This window comes from Streptomyces sp. NBC_01224, from assembly GCF_036002945.1.
In the GTDB taxonomy this organism is placed as follows: Bacteria; Actinomycetota; Actinomycetes; order Streptomycetales; family Streptomycetaceae; genus Streptomyces.
The window spans coordinates 5,470,459-5,485,914 of sequence record NZ_CP108529.1; the positions used below are offsets into that span (position 1 = coordinate 5,470,459).

Below are 15,456 nucleotides of genomic sequence, written 5' to 3' on the forward strand. Positions count from 1 at the left end.
GGCCCCGTCGACCGTCACGCCGAATCCTGCCGTCGGTCGAAGGGAACAGACGCGTAAAGCGCCGTAGGCAGGAGCGGGGGACCCAGGTAAGCGCCGGGCCCGATCGTCGAAAGACGCATCAGGACCGGCTTGGGGTGAAGTCGCGTGCTAGGACGTGCGACCGGGCAACTCACTTGGCCCGAACCCGACAGCTCACCTCGTAGGCGTCGGTGAGGAGAAGTTCCATGCTGTTTTCCAGCAAGGGCAAGCACCGCCGCCCGTCCAAGGCCGTCCGTATCGCCACGCTCGCCGGTGTCGCCGGTACCGCTGTCGCCGTACCGCTGATGGGCGCGACCGGCGCCTCCGCCGCCTCTGTCGCCACCTGGGACGCCGTCGCCCAGTGCGAGTCCGGTGGCAACTGGTCCATCAACACCGGCAACGGCTACTACGGCGGTCTGCAGTTCTCGCAGTCCAGCTGGGCCGCCGCCGGTGGTACGCAGTACGCCCCCCGTGCCGACCTGGCCACCAAGGCTCAGCAGATCGCCACCGCCGAGAAGCTCCTCGACATGCAGGGTCCGGGTGCCTGGGGCTGCGCCGGTGCCGGCAACCTGACCAACGACGGTGTCGACCCGGGCGTCGACACCGGCTCCTCCTCGAACTCCACCTCCAGCTCCAACGCCACCGAGCAGAAGAGCACTCCGGCCGCGCCGAAGCAGCAGGCCCAGCCGGAGAAGACCGCGCGTACCGAGGCCCCGGCCGCCTCCCGCTCGGACCGCTCCGTCGCCCCGCAGGCCGAGTCGAAGAAGACCGTCACCACCCCGACCGGCGAGAAGGTCAAGAAGGGCGACGGCGAGTACAAGGTCGCCTCCGGTGACTCCCTGAGCAAGATCGCCGCCGACCGCAAGGTCAAGGGCGGTTGGCAGCAGCTGTTCGAGCTGAACAAGGACATCGTCAAGGACGCCGACCTGATCTACCCGGGTCAGCAGCTCCACCTGACGAAGTAGTTCAGGCTCACTCCCCCCGAGCACCCCGGCCCGGCGCGCAATCCCCCGTATGCGCCGGGCCGGGGTTTCTGCGTGACGCGTCACCTCTGCCCGACGCCCCGGCTCCATGTGCGGCGCGTCGCTCCCTCTGTGCAGAGGGAGCGACGCCTGTCGCACAGGGGGCGCCGACTATGGGTGATCGTTCAACTGTTGTAGTTACTGATCAGTAAAATTCTGACCGTTTGCCCGGCAATGCGCGCTCTTGGGTCCTTTTTCGTCCCAGGGGACGGGCGGTCGTCCGACTGAGCGGGCCGGGCCGGTTAGGCTCTTGTCGCAAGGCCAAAGTGACCCTGCACAATCAGTGTCATATCCCAGAAGGAGATGCCTCGTGCCGTCCATCGACGTCGTCGTAGCCCGGGAAATCCTCGACTCCCGGGGGAACCCCACGGTCGAGGTCGAGGTTGGCCTCGACGACGGCAGCACGGGTCGTGCTGCCGTGCCGTCCGGCGCCTCCACCGGTGCGTTCGAGGCCATTGAGCTTCGCGACGGTGACCCCAACCGATACCAGGGCAAGGGCGTCGAGAAGGCCGTCCTCGCCGTGATCGAGCAGATCGGCCCGGAGCTCGTCGGCTACGACGCGACCGAGCAGCGGCTGATCGACCAGGCGATGTTCGATCTGGACGCCACCGAGAACAAGGGCTCGCTCGGCGCCAACGCCATCCTCGGCGTCTCGCTGGCCGTCGCCCACGCCGCCTCCGAGGCCTCGGACCTGCCGCTGTTCCGCTACCTCGGTGGCCCGAACGCGCACCTGCTGCCCGTCCCGATGATGAACATCCTCAACGGTGGGTCGCACGCCGACTCCAACGTGGACATCCAGGAGTTCATGATCGCCCCGATCGGTGCGGAGTCCTTCTCCGAGGCCCTGCGCTGGGGCGCCGAGGTCTACCACACGCTGAAGAAGGTCCTGAAGACCAAGGGTCTTTCGACCGGTCTCGGCGACGAGGGCGGCTTCGCGCCGAACCTGGAGTCGAACCGCGCCGCCCTCGACCTCATCCTCGAGGCCATCAAGGAAGCCGGCTACGCCCCGGGCAAGGACATCGCGCTCGCGCTCGACGTCGCCGCGTCCGAGTTCTACAAGGACGGCAAGTACGAGTTCGAGGGCAAGTCCCGCTCGGCCGCCGAGATGACCGAGTACTACGAGGAGCTCGTCTCCGCGTATCCGCTGGTCTCCATCGAGGACCCGCTGTACGAGGACGACTGGGCCGGCTGGAACGTCATCACCGAGAAGCTCGGCGCCAAGGTGCAGATCGTCGGCGACGACCTGTTCGTCACCAACCCGGAGCGTCTGGCCCGCGGCATCGAGGAGGGCTCCGCCAACGCCCTGCTCGTCAAGGTCAACCAGATCGGTTCGCTGACCGAGACCCTGGACGCCGTCGAGCTGGCCCAGCGCAACGGCTTCAAGTGCATGATGTCCCACCGCTCCGGCGAGACCGAGGACGTCACCATCGCCGACCTCGCCGTCGCGGTGAACTGCGGTCAGATCAAGACCGGCGCCCCGGCCCGCTCGGACCGCGTCGCCAAGTACAACCAGCTGCTGCGCATCGAGGAGATCCTCGACGACGCCGCGGTGTACGCGGGCCGCTCGGCGTTCCCGCGTTTCAAGGGCTGAGCACCGGCCCTTCGAGGGCCGAAGGCCCCGGCCTCCGTCCGTCCCCGCACTCGGTCCCGTACCGTGTGCGGGGACGGACGTGCGTAATGGGGAGGCGGACACATGGCCGCGAAGGACCGGGACCGGTTCTCCACCGCGACCCGGCTGCGGCTGCTCGGCGAGCAGACCGCCGCCCGCGTCTACCGGTCGCAGAGCCGCCGTCAGGCCCGCCGCTCCCGGCTCACCGGCCGGGCGGCCTTCCTCGCCCTCGTCGTCTGCTCCCTGGTGGTCGCGCTCGCGTACCCGATGCGGCAGTACGTGTCGCAGCGGGACGAGATCGCCGACCAGGAGCGTATGGCGCAGGAGGCCGCGGCCCGCACCGAGGAGCTGCGCGACGAGAAGGCGCGCCTCCAGGACGATGCGTACATCAGGCAGCTGGCCCGCAAGCACCTGCACTACCTTCTCCCCGGGGAGACCGGTTACACGGTGGTCGACCCCGACGCGGTCAAGGAGCGCAACGGCAGGACGGACGAGTCCGGCCGGCCGTGGCACTCCAATCTCTGGGACGGCGTCGACAGCGCCGACCGCGACTGACTTTCTTCATCCATCTGCAGAACCGCAGTTCGAGCAGCCCGATCAGAACCTAGGCAGGCATGGAAACCCCCCCTCCGCAGACCGAGTCCACCGCGCCCACAGAGGCGGACATCGCCGCGTTCCAGCAGCAGCTGGGCCGCCCGCCGCGCGGGCTGCGCGCGATCGCGCACCGCTGCCCGTGCGGCAACCCGGACGTGGTCGAGACGCAGCCCCGGCTGGAGGACGGTACGCCGTTCCCGACGACGTACTACCTGACGTGCCCGCGTGCCGCGTCCGCGATCGGCACGCTGGAGGCGAACGGTGTCATGAAGGAGATGACCGAGCGCCTCGGTACGGACCCCGAGCTGGCCGCCGCGTACCGGGCCGCGCACGAGGACTACATCGCCCGGCGCGATGCCATCGAAGTCCTTGAGGGCTTCCCGAGTGCGGGGGGCATGCCGGACCGGGTGAAGTGCCTGCACGTGCTGGTCGGGCACTCGCTGGCCGCGGGGCCCGGGGTGAACCCGCTCGGCGACGAGGCGATCGCGATGCTGCCGGAGTGGTGGCGCAAGGGGCCGTGCGTGACGCCCTGCCAGTCCGTGGACGCGGGCGACGAGGCCTGACCGTTCCCGGGGGCTCCGTCCCCGGACCCCGCTCCTCGATCGCCGGAGGGGCTTGATTCCACAGGAGCATTCATGACTCGCGTGGCCGCCATCGACTGCGGTACCAACTCCATCCGTCTGCTCGTCGCCGACGCGGACCCGTCCACCGGTGAGCTCGTCGAGCTCGACCGCCGGATGGAGATCGTCCGCCTCGGCCAGGGCGTCGACCGCACCGGCCGGCTCGCGCCCGAGGCCCTGGAGCGGACGTTCTCCGCATGCCGCCAGTACGCGGAGGTGATCAAGGAGTACGGGGCGCAGAAGATACGCTTCGTCGCCACCTCAGCCTCCCGCGACGCGGAGAACAGGGACGATTTCGTCCGCGGCGTGCTGGACATCCTGGGCGTCGAGCCCGAGGTGATCAGCGGCGACCAGGAGGCGGAGTTCTCCTTCACCGGCGCCACCAAGGAGCTCGCGGGCCGAGATCACCTCGCGAAGCCGTATCTCGTTGTGGACATCGGCGGCGGCTCCACCGAGTTCGTCGTCGGCGACGACCATGTGTGGGCCGCGCGATCCGTGGACATCGGCTGCGTACGGATGACCGAGCGGCACCTCGTGCACGACGGTGTCGTGAGCGATCCGCCGACCCTCGGTCAGATCACCGCGATCCGAACCGACATCGACGCCGCCCTCGATCTCGCCGAGGAGAGCGTCCCGCTCACCGGGGCCGCCACCCTCGTCGGTCTCGCCGGGACGGTCACCACGGTCGCCGCGATCGCCCTGGGGCTCGACGCGTACGACTCCGAGGCGATCCACCACTCCCGGATCTCCCTCGACCAGGTCCAGGAGATCACCGGACGGCTCCTCGCCTCCACCCACGCCGAGCGTGCCGCGATCGGCGCGATGCATCCGGGACGGGTCGATGTGATCACCTCGGGAGCGCTGATCCTGCTCGCCGTGATGAAGCGGGCCGGGGCCCAGGAGATCGTCGTCAGCGAGCACGACATCCTCGACGGAATCGGCTGGTCGATCGCATAGGTCCGCTCGTGCGGGCGAGGCGTGCGGGGGCCTTCCGGCAGGGTGCGAGAACGGTGCTCATGCGCTCTCCGGCCTGCACTTTTGAGCCTTCGTGGGCCACCTGGGGGGTGCCTCGCGAGACACGTCACCACGAAGTTCGTGAACTTCTTCACAAGGAATTCGGCCCCGTGGGGGGCAGTTCTGGTCCGTATGGGTACCCAGGGCCGCTCGCGGGGTCGTTCCGTGTCGATACGGGACTGTTCCAGACGCGTTGCCGATGTGTGAATCGGAGTGGTGGTTCACCCGGCTCGGAGGCTCAAGGGCCAGCTCACAGGCGGTGAACAACGTTCGCCACTGCACCGTGGTTCCCCTGCGGTGCCATGACCTCGGTCACGCGGGCGGCGAAGTGTAGCAGAGGGTGGGCCATACCTTGTGAAGGGGCTCACGAGCATGCCCCCAGAGGGGGGTGGATACTCGATGGCATGAGCACCACGGAGCGTCCCAGGATCCTCGTAGTAGGCGGTGGGTACGTAGGCCTGTACGCAGCTCGGCGCATTCTGAAGAAGATGCGCTACGGCGAGGCGACCGTCACGGTCGTCGACCCCCGGTCGTACATGACCTACCAGCCCTTCCTCCCCGAAGCAGCCGCCGGCAGCATCTCGCCTCGGCATGTCGTCGTCCCGCTGCGACGCGTACTGCCGAAGGCCGAGGTTCTCACCGGCCGCGTCACGACCATCGATCAGGACCGCAAGGTCGCCACGGTCGCGCCGCTCGTCGGCGAGGCCTACGAGCTGCCCTTCGACTACCTGGTCATCGCGATGGGCGCGGTCTCCCGCACCTTCCCGATCCCCGGCCTCGCCGAACAGGGCATCGGTATGAAGGGCATCGAGGAGGCCATCGGCCTGCGCAACCACGTCCTCGAGCAGTTGGACAAGGCCGACTCGACGACCGACGAGGACGTCCGCCGCCGGGCGTTGACGTTCGTCTTCGTGGGCGGCGGGTTCGCCGGTGCGGAGACCATCGGCGAGGTCGAGGACATGGCCCGCGACGCGGCGAAGTACTACACGAGCGTGAAGCGCGAGGACATGCGCTTCATCCTCGTCGACGCCGCCGACAAGATCCTTCCCGAGGTCGGCCCGAAGCTGGGCACCTGGGGCCGGGAGCACCTGGAGTCCCGTGGCGTCGAGGTCTTCCTCTCGACCTCCATGGACTCCTGCGTCGACGGTCATGTCGTGCTGAAGAACGGCCTCGAGGTCGACTCCAACACGATCGTGTGGACGGCCGGCGTGAAGCCGAACCCGGCGCTGGCCCGCTTCGGTCTGCCGCTCGGTCCGCGCGGTCACGTGGACACCTCCGAGAAGCTCCAGGTGCAGGGCACCGACTACATCTGGGCCGCGGGCGACAACGCCCAGGTTCCGGACATGGTCGGCCGCAAGGCCGGCAACCCGAACGCCTGGTGCCCGCCGAACGCCCAGCACGCGCTGCGTCAGGCCAAGGTCCTCGGTGACAACGTCATCTCCGGGATGCGCGGCTTCCCGCAGAAGGAATACAGCCACGCCAACAAGGGTGCGGTCGCCGGTCTGGGGCTGCACAAGGGCGTTGCGATGATCGTCATGGGCAAGATGAAGATCAAGCTCAAGGGCCGTCTCGCCTGGTACATGCACCGTGGCTACCACGGCCTGGCGATGCCCACCTGGAACCGTAAGATCCGGATCTTCGCCGACTGGACCCTTGCGATGTTCCTCAAGCGCGAGGTCGTCTCGCTCGGCGCCATGGAGACGCCGCGCGAGGAGTTCTATGAGGCCGCCAAGCCGGCCCCGGCACCGGCCGCCGCCAAGGCCGAGGGCGAGAAGGCCAAGGCCTCCTAGTCCGCCCGCGGGTCCACTCGCCCGCGCAGTACGTGCACAACGCCCGAAGGGGCCGTCCGCCATCCGTGGTGCGGACGGCCCCTTCGGCGCGTCCGGCCGCCGCGTGGCGGGGCGCGGTGCGGTGCGGGGGGCCGATGGCGGCGCACCAGCCAATACATGTGCTGTACAGGTATTTTGCTGTTCCGTTGCGCCGTAGCGGGATGGTGCGCGCTCCGCAGACTGTTGACGGTGTAGTACCTCGTCGTGGCGCCGCGGGTGCTCGGCGTGGTTGCAGGCATGTTTGGACATGTTTGGGCACATTGGGAACACCATCACGGAGGTGTGCGCCATGGCAGACGCCGCATTGCGGCTGACCGCTCTCGCCGAGGAGTTGCTGGGAGAAAGGCTGTCGGTCCGTATCCGGGCCTGGGACGGCAGCGAATCCGGACCGCCCGGTGCCCCTGTCCTCGTCATCCACAGCCGCCGCGCGCTGCGCCGGCTGCTGTGGAAGCCGGGTGAACTGGGCCTGGCCCGCGCCTGGGTGGCGGGCGAACTCGACATCGAAGGCGATCTGTACGAGGCCCTGGATCTGATGGCCTCGCTGATCTGGGACCGGGGCGTGGAGGCCAAGGACAGCGTCCACCCGGTCCGCGACCCGAAGGTGCGGGCCTTCGCCAAAGGGCTGCTGCAGCTCGCCGGCCCCTGGCTCCCGCCGCCCCCGCCGCCCGAGGAGGTACGCCGCCGCGCCGGCACCCTCCACACCAAGCGCCGCGACAAGGAGGCCATCAGTCACCACTACGACGTGGGCAATGACTTCTACGAACTGGTCCTCGGCCCGTCCATGGTCTACTCCTGCGCCTACTGGGAGGACGACGGGAATCTTGAGGACGCCCAGCGAGACAAGCTCGACCTGGTCTGCCGCAAGCTCGCGCTGAAGGAGGGCGACCGCCTCCTCGACGTCGGCTGCGGCTGGGGCTCCATGGCCATCCACGCGGCCCGCGAGTACGGTGCCCGGGTCACCGGAGTGACCCTCTCCGTCGAACAGGCCGCCTACGCCAGGAAGCGCATCGCGGAAGAGGGCCTGACCGACCGGATCGAGATCCGGGTCCAGGACTACCGGGACGTCAGGGACGGGCCGTACGACGCCATCTCGTCCATCGGCATGGCGGAACACGTCGGCTCGGTCCGCTTCCGCGAATACGCCGACGACCTCTACGCACTGCTCAAGCCCGGCGGCCGGCTGCTCAACCACCAGATCGCCCGCCGCCCGGAGAACGACGAGTCCGCGTACCACGTGGACGAGTTCATCGACGCCTATGTCTTCCCGGACGGCGAACTGGCCCCGGTGGGACGGACCGTGGCCACCCTCGAGGAAGCCGGCTTCGAGGCACGTGACGTCGAGTCGATCCGCGAGCACTACGCACTGACCCTGCGCAGCTGGGTCGCCAACCTGGAGAAGAACTGGGACCGCGCGGTCCGGATGGCCTCGCCGGGACGGGCCAGGGTCTGGCGCCTCTATATGGCCGCCTCCGCCCTCTCCTTCGAACACAACAAGATCGGCGTCAACCAGATCCTCGTGGTGCGCCCGGCGGAGGGCGGGGCCGCCCGCATGCCGCTGCGGGCCCGCCACTGGACGGCGTCGGCGACCGGCTGACACCGGGACGGACCGAGGGCCGGTACCCGCAGCTCCGTGCTGCGGGTACCGGCCCTCGGGCGCGTCCGGCGAAATGCCGCCCGGTTCGCTACTCGGTCTTGATCGCCGTCAGCATGTTCAGCTTCGCGGCGCTGCGGGCCGGCCAGAGCGCGGCCAGCACACCCACGACCCCTGCCAGCACCAGGAAGACCGCGATCCGGTCCCACGGGATGACCAGCGCGTACTCCGGGATGTCCGACGCCAGGGTCTGCCCGATCGCCCAGCCGAGGAACATGCCGAGCACGACACCGACCACCGCGCCGAAGAGCGAGATGACCACGGCCTCCAGCCGGATCATGCGCTTCACCCTGCGCCGGTCCAGGCCGATCGCCCGCAGCATGCCGATCTCCTGCTGGCGCTCGAAGACCGACATCGCCAGGGTGTTGACGACCCCGAGCACCGCGATGATCAGGGCCATCGCCAACAGCCCGTACATGATGTTCATCGCGAGGTTGACCGAGCCGCCGAACATGTCACGGATGTCCTGGCGGTCCATGATGCTCATCCCCGGGTTGTCACCCAGAGCCTTCACCAGGGCCTGCTCGTTGGCGTCGGACGCGCCGCCGTCCATCTTCAGCCAGATCTCCCGGATGTCCGCCCGGCTCCCGTGCGCATCGGCGACGTTCTTCGGCATCAGGACCGGGGAGAGCATCTCGTTCCCCTTGAAGACCGCCCCGACCTTCAGTTCGCCCTTCTTGTCGTCGTCGAACGTCACCCGCAGGGTGTCGCCGGTCTTCCAGCCGTTCGACTTGGCCGTCTTCTCGTCGACGGCGATCTCGCCCTTGTCCAGCGCGTCGATCGAGCCGGAGACGGTCGGCAGCGCGAAGAGCCTCTGCACATCGCCGGGGGCGACGCCGGATGCGGCGTGGTAGTCCTCCTTGACCCGCAGCGAGGTGGCCTGCTGCGGCGAGATCGCCGAGACGCCGTCGGCCTTCTGCAGGGCGGTGAGCGCCGACTCGTCGAGCGGACCGCCGCTCGCCATCGTCACCATGTAGTCGGCCTTGATGTTGTCCGTGGTCATCCGGTCGACCGCCTGGCCGAGGGTGACGCCGAGGACCGAGATGCCGGTGACCAGGGTGAGGCCGATCGCCAGCGCGGAGGCGGTGGCACCGGTACGACGCGGGTTGCGGACCGCGTTCTGCGCGGCCAGCTTGCCGGAGACCCCGAACAGCCGCTTCAGCAGCGGGCGGACCAGTGCGATCACCGGCCGCGACAGCAGCGGGATCAGCACGATGACACCGATCAGCGTGAGGAAGGCACCCACGGCGATGACGGTCCGGCCGGTCGATCCGGACTTGGCCGCGCCCGCCACGATCGCCGCCCCGCCCAGCAGGGTGAGCACCGCGCCGATGGAGTTGCGCAGCACCAGGGACTTGACGGTGGCCGTCGCGTGGACGCTGCTCATCGCCGCGACCGGCGGGATCTTGGCGGCCCGGCGGGCGGGCAGCCAGGCGGCCAGCACGGTGATCAGGACACCGACGGCGAACGCGGCGATGACCGCGGTGGGTGAGATGATCAGCGGTCCGGCCGGGATCTTCCCGCCGAACAGGCCCATCGCGGAGCGCAGCCCGGTGGCGAGGCCGAGGCCGAGGGCGAAGCCGACGACCGAGGCGATCACGCCGACGACGGCCGCTTCGAGGAGCACCGAGCGCTTGACCTGGCGGCGGGAGGCGCCGACGGCGCGCATCAGTGCCAGCTCCTTGGTGCGCTGGGCCACCAGCATGGTGAAGGTGTTGGCGATCAGGAAGACACCGACGAACAGGGCGATGCCGGCGAAGGCGAGCAGCATCCCGTTGAGACCGCTCAGACCGTTCTCGATCTGCTTGGCCTGATCGTCCGCGAGCGCCTGGCCGGTCTTGGCCTCGGCGTCCTTGGGCAGCAGCGGCTTCACTCCGGTGAGCAGCTTCTCGGCGGAGACGCCGGGCGCGGCGGACACGTTGACGTCCCTGAACACGCCGGGCCTGAGGTAGAGCTTCTGGGCGACCTCGGTGTCGAAGAGGACCAGGCTGCCGCCCGCGTTGACCGCGCCGTCCTCGGTGGTGAAGACACCGGAGAGGGTGTACTCCTTCACCGGCCCGTTCGTGGCGACCCGGACCCGGTCACCGACGTGGTACTCGCCCCGCTTCGCGGTCTCCTTGTCGAGCGCGATCCGGTCGGCCGCGACCGGGCCCGTACCGTCGACGAAGGTGTACGCGGAGTCCTTGCCGTTCTTGCCGGGGGAGTAGTTCCCGCCGGTGTTCGACCAGCCGTTGCCGATCAGCTTGCCGTCGGGGTCGGCGACCCCGGCGAAGCCGGAGACCCGGCCGGTGGCGGTGTCGACGCCGTCCACGCCCTGGATCTTCTTCAGGGTGGCGGCGGTGATGCCGGGCGTCTTCTCGTTGCGCTGGTCGGCGTAGGTGGTGACGGCCACGGCGACATTGTCGTAGCTCTTCGCCGACTGGTTACGGAGGGCGTTGCCGATGGTGTCGGTGAAGACCAGAGTGCCGGAGACGAAGGCCACGCCGAGCATCACGGCGAGGACGGTCATCAGCAGCCTGGCCTTGTGCGCGAGCACATTGCGCAGGGCGGTACGGAACATGTCTGTCAGTCCTGGGATGGGGAGGGGTTCCGGAGGAGGGCGCGGGGCGGGGCGGGCGTCAGCTGGTGCGGCCCTTGGCGTCGAACGCCTTCATCCGGTCGAGGACCCCGTCCGCGGTGGGGTGCATCATCTGGTCGACGATCCGGCCGTCCGCGAGGAAGATGACCCGGTCCGCGTAGGAGGCGGCCGCCGGGTCGTGGGTCACCATCACCACGGTCTGCCCCAGCTCGCGCACCGAGTTGCGCAGGAAGCCGAGGACCTCGGCGCTGGAGCGGGAGTCCAGGTTTCCGGTCGGCTCGTCACCGAAGATGATCTCCGGCTGCGAGGCCAGGGCGCGGGCCACCGCGACGCGCTGCTGCTGGCCGCCGGAGAGTTCGGTCGGCCGGTGGGTCAGCCGGTCGGAGAGGCCCACCATGTCGATGACCTTGCGCACCCACTCGGCGTCGGGCTTGCGGCCCGCGATGTCCATGGGGAGCGTGATGTTCTCCTGGGCCGTCAGCGTGGGCAGCAGGTTGAACGCCTGGAAGATGAAGCCGATCTTGTCCCGGCGGAGCTGGGTGAGCTGCTTGTCCTTGAGGGAGCCCAGCTCCGTCTCGCCGATCCGTACCGAACCGCTGCTGAAGCTGTCGAGGCCGGCCACGCAGTGCATCAGCGTGGACTTGCCGGAGCCGGACGGGCCCATGATCGCGGTGAACTCGCCCCGCGGGAAGTCCACGGAGACCCGGTCCAGGGCCGTGACCCTGGTCTCGCCCTCTCCGTAGACCTTCGACAGATCCGTGGCGCGGGCAGCCACCGTGGTGACGCGGTGTGCGGTGGAAGTGGTGGTCACGGGAATCTCCTGTTTCGGGGCTCCGGCCGAGGGCTTCGTCCGGGGTTGCGATCGGTTGCCTTTGGAACCCCTCCATCGTCACCGCCGTATCGCCGCAGGTCGTCAGACCCCGTGCCCGTTCCAGGGGCCGTCTTGAGTCGCACCAGGGGACCCCCGCGTCCTCCTCCGGTATGACACCGACCCTGAGGGCATCGGCACGGCCCCCGTTGCCCGGCCGGGGGGCGCGCCCATGGCGATCACTGGCGCGCACCTGGCGAATGCGCCGTCCGGGTGCGGCGACTTTACGTCAATCCGGATTACCGGTCGCCGCGCCCGCTACCCCGCCCAGGCATGTGGCGATGCCCCTTCGCGAGTGCTGACGGCCCCTCAAACGGTCAATAAAATAAGACAACATCGCGCCACTGATCCGCTGATCAGGGGAAGCCCCCGGATAGGGTCATGTGCCAACGCGGAGCCGCGCGCCAGGCCCGGATGGTGGAATGCAGACACGGCGAGCTTAAACCTCGCTGCCCCTCGGGGGCGTACCGGTTCGAGTCCGGTTCCGGGCACCACTTCGCGCATGAGGTCGAGCGGGCGGGAAAGCGTGACGGTCGTGTGCCGGATGAGGTTCTCGAGGTCCCGTCCGGGCAGGCGTTTGAAGCCGACCTCTTCGTGCAGCCGCTCCGGGACCGGGCACCCGCACCCGGCCGGTCCGCAGCTCCGGGCAGGCCGTGTGCCTCCGGCTCCGGTGGCGATCTTGCAGGGCGGTTCGTTCGGTCGCCCGGACCTTCCTGTCCGGGGTCCTCGCCGGCCGCCGGCTTCCATAAAGATCCTCCCCAAGCACGAGCCTGATTCTTTTGCCTACCCATTACTCTTGTGGGAAGGCCACGCAGGGTGGCCATGGAGGAGTGAGATGAGGAGCAGCAACCCGGTCTTCTCGCGACGGGGCTTCAGCCGCGACAACGGATACGCGGGCTTCAACGCGGCGCCGCAGGCCGGGGCCCCCGCAGCGGGTGCCAACCCGTACGCGCAGGGCACCGCCGCCAACCCGTACGCCACCAACCCCTACGCCCAGCAGGACACCCAGTACGGCGTCCCGCAGGCACCGGCGCGTTCCGGTGCGATGACGATCGACGATGTCGTCACACGCACGGCGCTCACGCTCGGCACCGTGGTGCTCGGCGCCGCGCTCGCCTGGGCCCTGCTGCCGGTCGACGAGGCCAACCTCGGCAAGTCCTACGGCATCGCGATCGGCGCCGCCCTGGTGGCGTTCGTCCTGTCGCTCGTCCAGTCCTTCAAGCGCAAGCCGGTCCCGGCGCTGATCGTCTCCTACGCGGCCTTCGAGGGTGTCTTCCTCGGGGTGATCTCCAGCGCGGTCAGCACGTACATCGGGCCGGGCGTCGTGATGCAGGCGGTGATGGGCACCATGTGTGTCTTCGCCGGTGTGCTTCTCGCGTACAAGATGCGCTGGATCCGCGTCACCCGCCGCTTCTACGGCTTCGTGATGGCCGCCGCCATGGGCTTCATGCTCCTGATGGTGGTCAACCTGCTGTTCGCCGTCTTCGGCGGCGGTGACGGCCTGGGCTTCCGCAGCGGCGGCCTCGGCATCCTCTTCGGAGTCATCGGGATCGTCCTCGGTGCGTGCTTCCTGGCCCTGGACTTCAAGCAGGTCGAGGACGGCATCGCGTTCGGCGCCCCGCGCGAGGAGTCCTGGCTGGCGGCCTTCGGCCTCACCATGACCCTGGTGTGGATCTACCTGGAGATGCTGCGTCTGCTCTCCATCCTCAGCGGCGACGACTGACGCACCGCCCCGCAACGGGAACGGAACGGCCCGCAGGCACTTGTGCCTGCGGGCCGTTCCCCTTTCTCGCGTGTGCCTAGAGCAGCTTGCGCGCGGCCCTTCTGAGGTCGTACTCGTGGATGAGGGCCTTCGCGTGTCCGTAGGCGAGGTCGTGTTCGCTCCGCAGCCAGCTGACCTTCTCCTCGAAGCGGAGAGCGGGGCCTTCCTCTACGGTGCGGAGCCAGTCGGAGACTTCACGACCGGTGCAGCGGGGGATTCGGGAGAGCAGATTGCGATGGGTCTTTTCGGAGAAGACTTGGGACATCGGCGCCTCCGACGCATTGCGCGTTGCTGGTCCTTCCCGACACCGTGCCCGAGCATCGGCCCGTTGGCAACCATCCCGGGAGGGCGCGTAGGGTCGCGGAGTGCTCGATACGACCCCGCTGATCACCGCCGTGGACCGATTCGCCGACCGGCTGCGCGCCGCGCCCCAGAGCCGGCTGCAGCGCGGCGCGGCTGCCGAAGGGCTGGCCACGGCCAGGGAACTGGCTCTGCGGGCCCAGCGCATCGAGGCGCCGGAGCGGGAACCGCGGGTCATGCCGGACGCCGGGATCTTCGCGATCGGCGACCAACTTTCCGTAGCGGGGCGCGACTTGGCGGTGGCATTGGAAACGGCCCCGTCGACCGAGCTGGACGAGGCCGTGCAATTCGTGGCGGAGGCCGCTGCGCGGGCGTTCGCGTAGCGGCGGGCGGGCGGTGGCCCGGGGCAGGGGCCGGCGAGAGCCGTTCTGCCCGGATGTGCCGGGGCTAGAACGAGGCGATGACGCGGTCGGCGAGGATGTAGACGTTCTCCTTGCCGCAGGAGAAGGTCAAGGCGTACGCGCCGGAGACGCCGGAGCCGCCCAGCAGTACCGGGTGCTCACCCGCGAGCAGCGACTCGGCGAGGCGCTCGGCCGTCTCGCGGTGGCCGGGGGTCATACAGAGCGTGGTGCCGTCGGCGAAGACGTAGACGTCGAGGGTGCCGAGCGGGCCGGGGCGCACATCGGCGAGTTCCGTACGGCTGTCGGCGAGCTCTTCGAGGCGGTTCACGGTGCGCTCGTGGTCGGTGACGACCGGGGTCTGCACCGGAACGAAGTCGGGGTGCGAGGGGTGACGGCGACGGGCCGCGGCCAGCTCGGGGGAGTCCTCGGCGAACTCCGCCGTCTCGGGCAGCTCGGTCATGTCCGCCGGCTCGGCCAGCTCCGTCAGCTCTTCGAGCGCCTCGGTGGCGTCGAGGTCCATCGCCTCAAGGCCCGCGAAGTCGGCCTGGCGCGGCATGAAGAACGGCGCGTCCTCGCCGATCCCGGTCAGTCCGCCCAGCAGGGAGGGGGCGTCGGCGGCGTCGCGCGCTTCCTGGGTGGCCCAGAAGGCGCGGGCCTCGGCGAGCTCGCGCTCCCGCTCCTCGGCGAGTGCTTCGGCCACGGCCGCGCGTATCTCGGCGGCTGGGGTCACGTCGCTGCGGCTCTGCGCCGGCACGGCGGCACCGTGGACGCGGGCCGCGGTCAGCTCCGTACGAAGGGCCGTGATCTGCTTGCGCAGCCCGTGAGCAGCGTGCAGAGCGGCAGCGCCGACGGCCGTGGCAGCGGCGGTGGTCAGCAACAGGGCAAGAGGCATGGCGCTCACTGACATACTCCCGGTTTCAATCGATCCCCCGACTTCCTACCTCAGCTTGTCCTCTACCTGCGCCCGGTGTCAGTGCATTACGTCACGAATTGGACAGGCCTTTGGGCCTGGGGTTTAACCCTGTTGCGGGTGTGACCTGCGGGAATGACTCTCCCCCAGGAGATAGATCACATCCTGGGGGAGATTCGGTCACGGTCGGGGCTCGGAACCGGCCACGCCGTCGGCCGGGAACCGGCTGACGGCTATGTCAGGGCCGGCTCAGCTCAGCCGCTCGGTCTTGTGGTCGCGT

Annotated in this window: 13 protein-coding genes, 1 tRNA gene and 1 riboswitch; of the genes, 10 read left to right on the top strand and 4 right to left on the bottom strand. The window is 69.2% G+C overall.

What is annotated here, in order from left to right; translation table 11 throughout:
• The first annotated feature begins 49 nt into the window (after positions 1–49).
• A riboswitch (cyclic di-AMP (ydaO/yuaA leader) is annotated at positions 50–221 on the top strand.
• A 3-nt stretch (positions 222–224) separates the two neighbouring features.
• The 7 genes from OG609_RS24570 to OG609_RS24600 all read left to right on the top strand — a co-directional run bounded on the left by OG609_RS24570 (position 225) and on the right by OG609_RS24600 (position 8,300).
• Positions 225–983, top strand: a complete 759-nt coding sequence (locus tag OG609_RS24570; RefSeq protein ID WP_327274800.1) for a transglycosylase family protein — start codon at positions 225–227, stop codon at positions 981–983.
• A gap of 367 nt (positions 984–1,350) precedes the next feature.
• Positions 1,351–2,631: a phosphopyruvate hydratase gene (gene eno, locus OG609_RS24575; RefSeq protein WP_327274801.1), complete on the top strand. Its 1,281-nt coding sequence runs from the start codon at positions 1,351–1,353 to the stop codon at positions 2,629–2,631.
• Between the two features lie 102 nt (positions 2,632–2,733).
• Positions 2,734–3,204, top strand: coding sequence for an FtsB family cell division protein (locus tag OG609_RS24580; RefSeq protein WP_327274802.1), 471 nt, complete (start codon positions 2,734–2,736; stop codon positions 3,202–3,204).
• 59 nt (positions 3,205–3,263) lie between these two features.
• The gene (locus tag OG609_RS24585; RefSeq protein WP_327274803.1) at positions 3,264–3,806 is read left to right on the top strand and encodes a DUF501 domain-containing protein; all 543 of its coding nucleotides are present in this window, start codon (positions 3,264–3,266) and stop codon (positions 3,804–3,806) included.
• 72 nt (positions 3,807–3,878) lie between these two features.
• Positions 3,879–4,820 (top strand): Ppx/GppA phosphatase family protein, encoded by a 942-nt coding sequence (locus OG609_RS24590; RefSeq protein WP_327274804.1) that lies wholly within the window; start codon positions 3,879–3,881, stop codon positions 4,818–4,820.
• Positions 4,821–5,281: 461 nt separating this feature from the next.
• Positions 5,282–6,667, top strand: a complete 1,386-nt coding sequence (locus OG609_RS24595) for an NAD(P)/FAD-dependent oxidoreductase (protein ID WP_327274805.1) — start codon at positions 5,282–5,284, stop codon at positions 6,665–6,667.
• A 328-nt stretch (positions 6,668–6,995) separates the two neighbouring features.
• On the top strand, positions 6,996–8,300 hold the full coding sequence (locus tag OG609_RS24600) for a cyclopropane-fatty-acyl-phospholipid synthase family protein (RefSeq protein ID WP_327274806.1): 1,305 nt from the start codon (positions 6,996–6,998) through the stop codon (positions 8,298–8,300).
• A gap of 88 nt (positions 8,301–8,388) precedes the next feature.
• On the opposite strand, the gene OG609_RS24605 is transcribed toward OG609_RS24600, so the two are convergent.
• Together OG609_RS24605 and OG609_RS24610 are read right to left on the bottom strand one after the other, a co-directional pair.
• On the bottom strand, positions 8,389–10,917 hold the full coding sequence (locus OG609_RS24605; RefSeq protein ID WP_327274807.1) for an ABC transporter permease: 2,529 nt from the start codon (positions 10,915–10,917) through the stop codon (positions 8,389–8,391).
• Between the two features lie 58 nt (positions 10,918–10,975).
• Positions 10,976–11,746, bottom strand: coding sequence for an ABC transporter ATP-binding protein (locus OG609_RS24610; RefSeq protein ID WP_266361044.1), 771 nt, complete (start codon positions 11,744–11,746; stop codon positions 10,976–10,978).
• Between the two features lie 465 nt (positions 11,747–12,211).
• Between OG609_RS24610 and OG609_RS24615 the strand changes: the two genes are divergently transcribed.
• Positions 12,212–12,297 (top strand) — tRNA-Leu (locus tag OG609_RS24615).
• Positions 12,298–12,638: 341 nt separating this feature from the next.
• Positions 12,639–13,526: a Bax inhibitor-1/YccA family protein gene (locus OG609_RS24620; protein ID WP_327274808.1), complete on the top strand. Its 888-nt coding sequence runs from the start codon at positions 12,639–12,641 to the stop codon at positions 13,524–13,526.
• 76 nt (positions 13,527–13,602) lie between these two features.
• On the opposite strand, the gene OG609_RS24625 is transcribed toward OG609_RS24620, so the two are convergent.
• Positions 13,603–13,830, bottom strand: coding sequence for a DUF4287 domain-containing protein (locus OG609_RS24625; RefSeq protein WP_327274809.1), 228 nt, complete (start codon positions 13,828–13,830; stop codon positions 13,603–13,605).
• A gap of 100 nt (positions 13,831–13,930) precedes the next feature.
• On the opposite strand from OG609_RS24625, the gene OG609_RS24630 reads away from it, so the two are divergent.
• Positions 13,931–14,248, top strand: a complete 318-nt coding sequence (locus tag OG609_RS24630) for a hypothetical protein (protein WP_327274810.1) — start codon at positions 13,931–13,933, stop codon at positions 14,246–14,248.
• Positions 14,249–14,312: 64 nt separating this feature from the next.
• Here OG609_RS24630 and OG609_RS24635 read toward each other — a convergent pair whose 3' ends face one another.
• Complete coding sequence (locus tag OG609_RS24635) at positions 14,313–15,143, bottom strand: hypothetical protein (protein ID WP_327278170.1); 831 nt, start codon at positions 15,141–15,143, stop codon at positions 14,313–14,315.
• Between the last annotated feature and the right edge of the window lie 313 nt (positions 15,144–15,456).

Coding starts and splice junctions, on each gene's coding strand:
- OG609_RS24570 (WP_327274800.1), top strand. CDS start 225: ATGCTGTTTTCCAGCAAGGGCAAGCACCGCCGCCCGTCCAAGGCCGTC.
- OG609_RS24580 (WP_327274802.1), top strand. CDS start 2,734: ATGGCCGCGAAGGACCGGGACCGGTTCTCCACCGCGACCCGGCTGCGG.
- OG609_RS24585 (WP_327274803.1), top strand. CDS start 3,264: ATGGAAACCCCCCCTCCGCAGACCGAGTCCACCGCGCCCACAGAGGCG.
- OG609_RS24590 (WP_327274804.1), top strand. CDS start 3,879: ATGACTCGCGTGGCCGCCATCGACTGCGGTACCAACTCCATCCGTCTG.
- OG609_RS24595 (WP_327274805.1), top strand. CDS start 5,282: ATGAGCACCACGGAGCGTCCCAGGATCCTCGTAGTAGGCGGTGGGTAC.
- OG609_RS24600 (WP_327274806.1), top strand. CDS start 6,996: ATGGCAGACGCCGCATTGCGGCTGACCGCTCTCGCCGAGGAGTTGCTG.
- OG609_RS24605 (WP_327274807.1), bottom strand. CDS start 10,917: ATGTTCCGTACCGCCCTGCGCAATGTGCTCGCGCACAAGGCCAGGCTG.
- OG609_RS24620 (WP_327274808.1), top strand. CDS start 12,639: ATGAGGAGCAGCAACCCGGTCTTCTCGCGACGGGGCTTCAGCCGCGAC.
- OG609_RS24625 (WP_327274809.1), bottom strand. CDS start 13,830: ATGTCCCAAGTCTTCTCCGAAAAGACCCATCGCAATCTGCTCTCCCGA.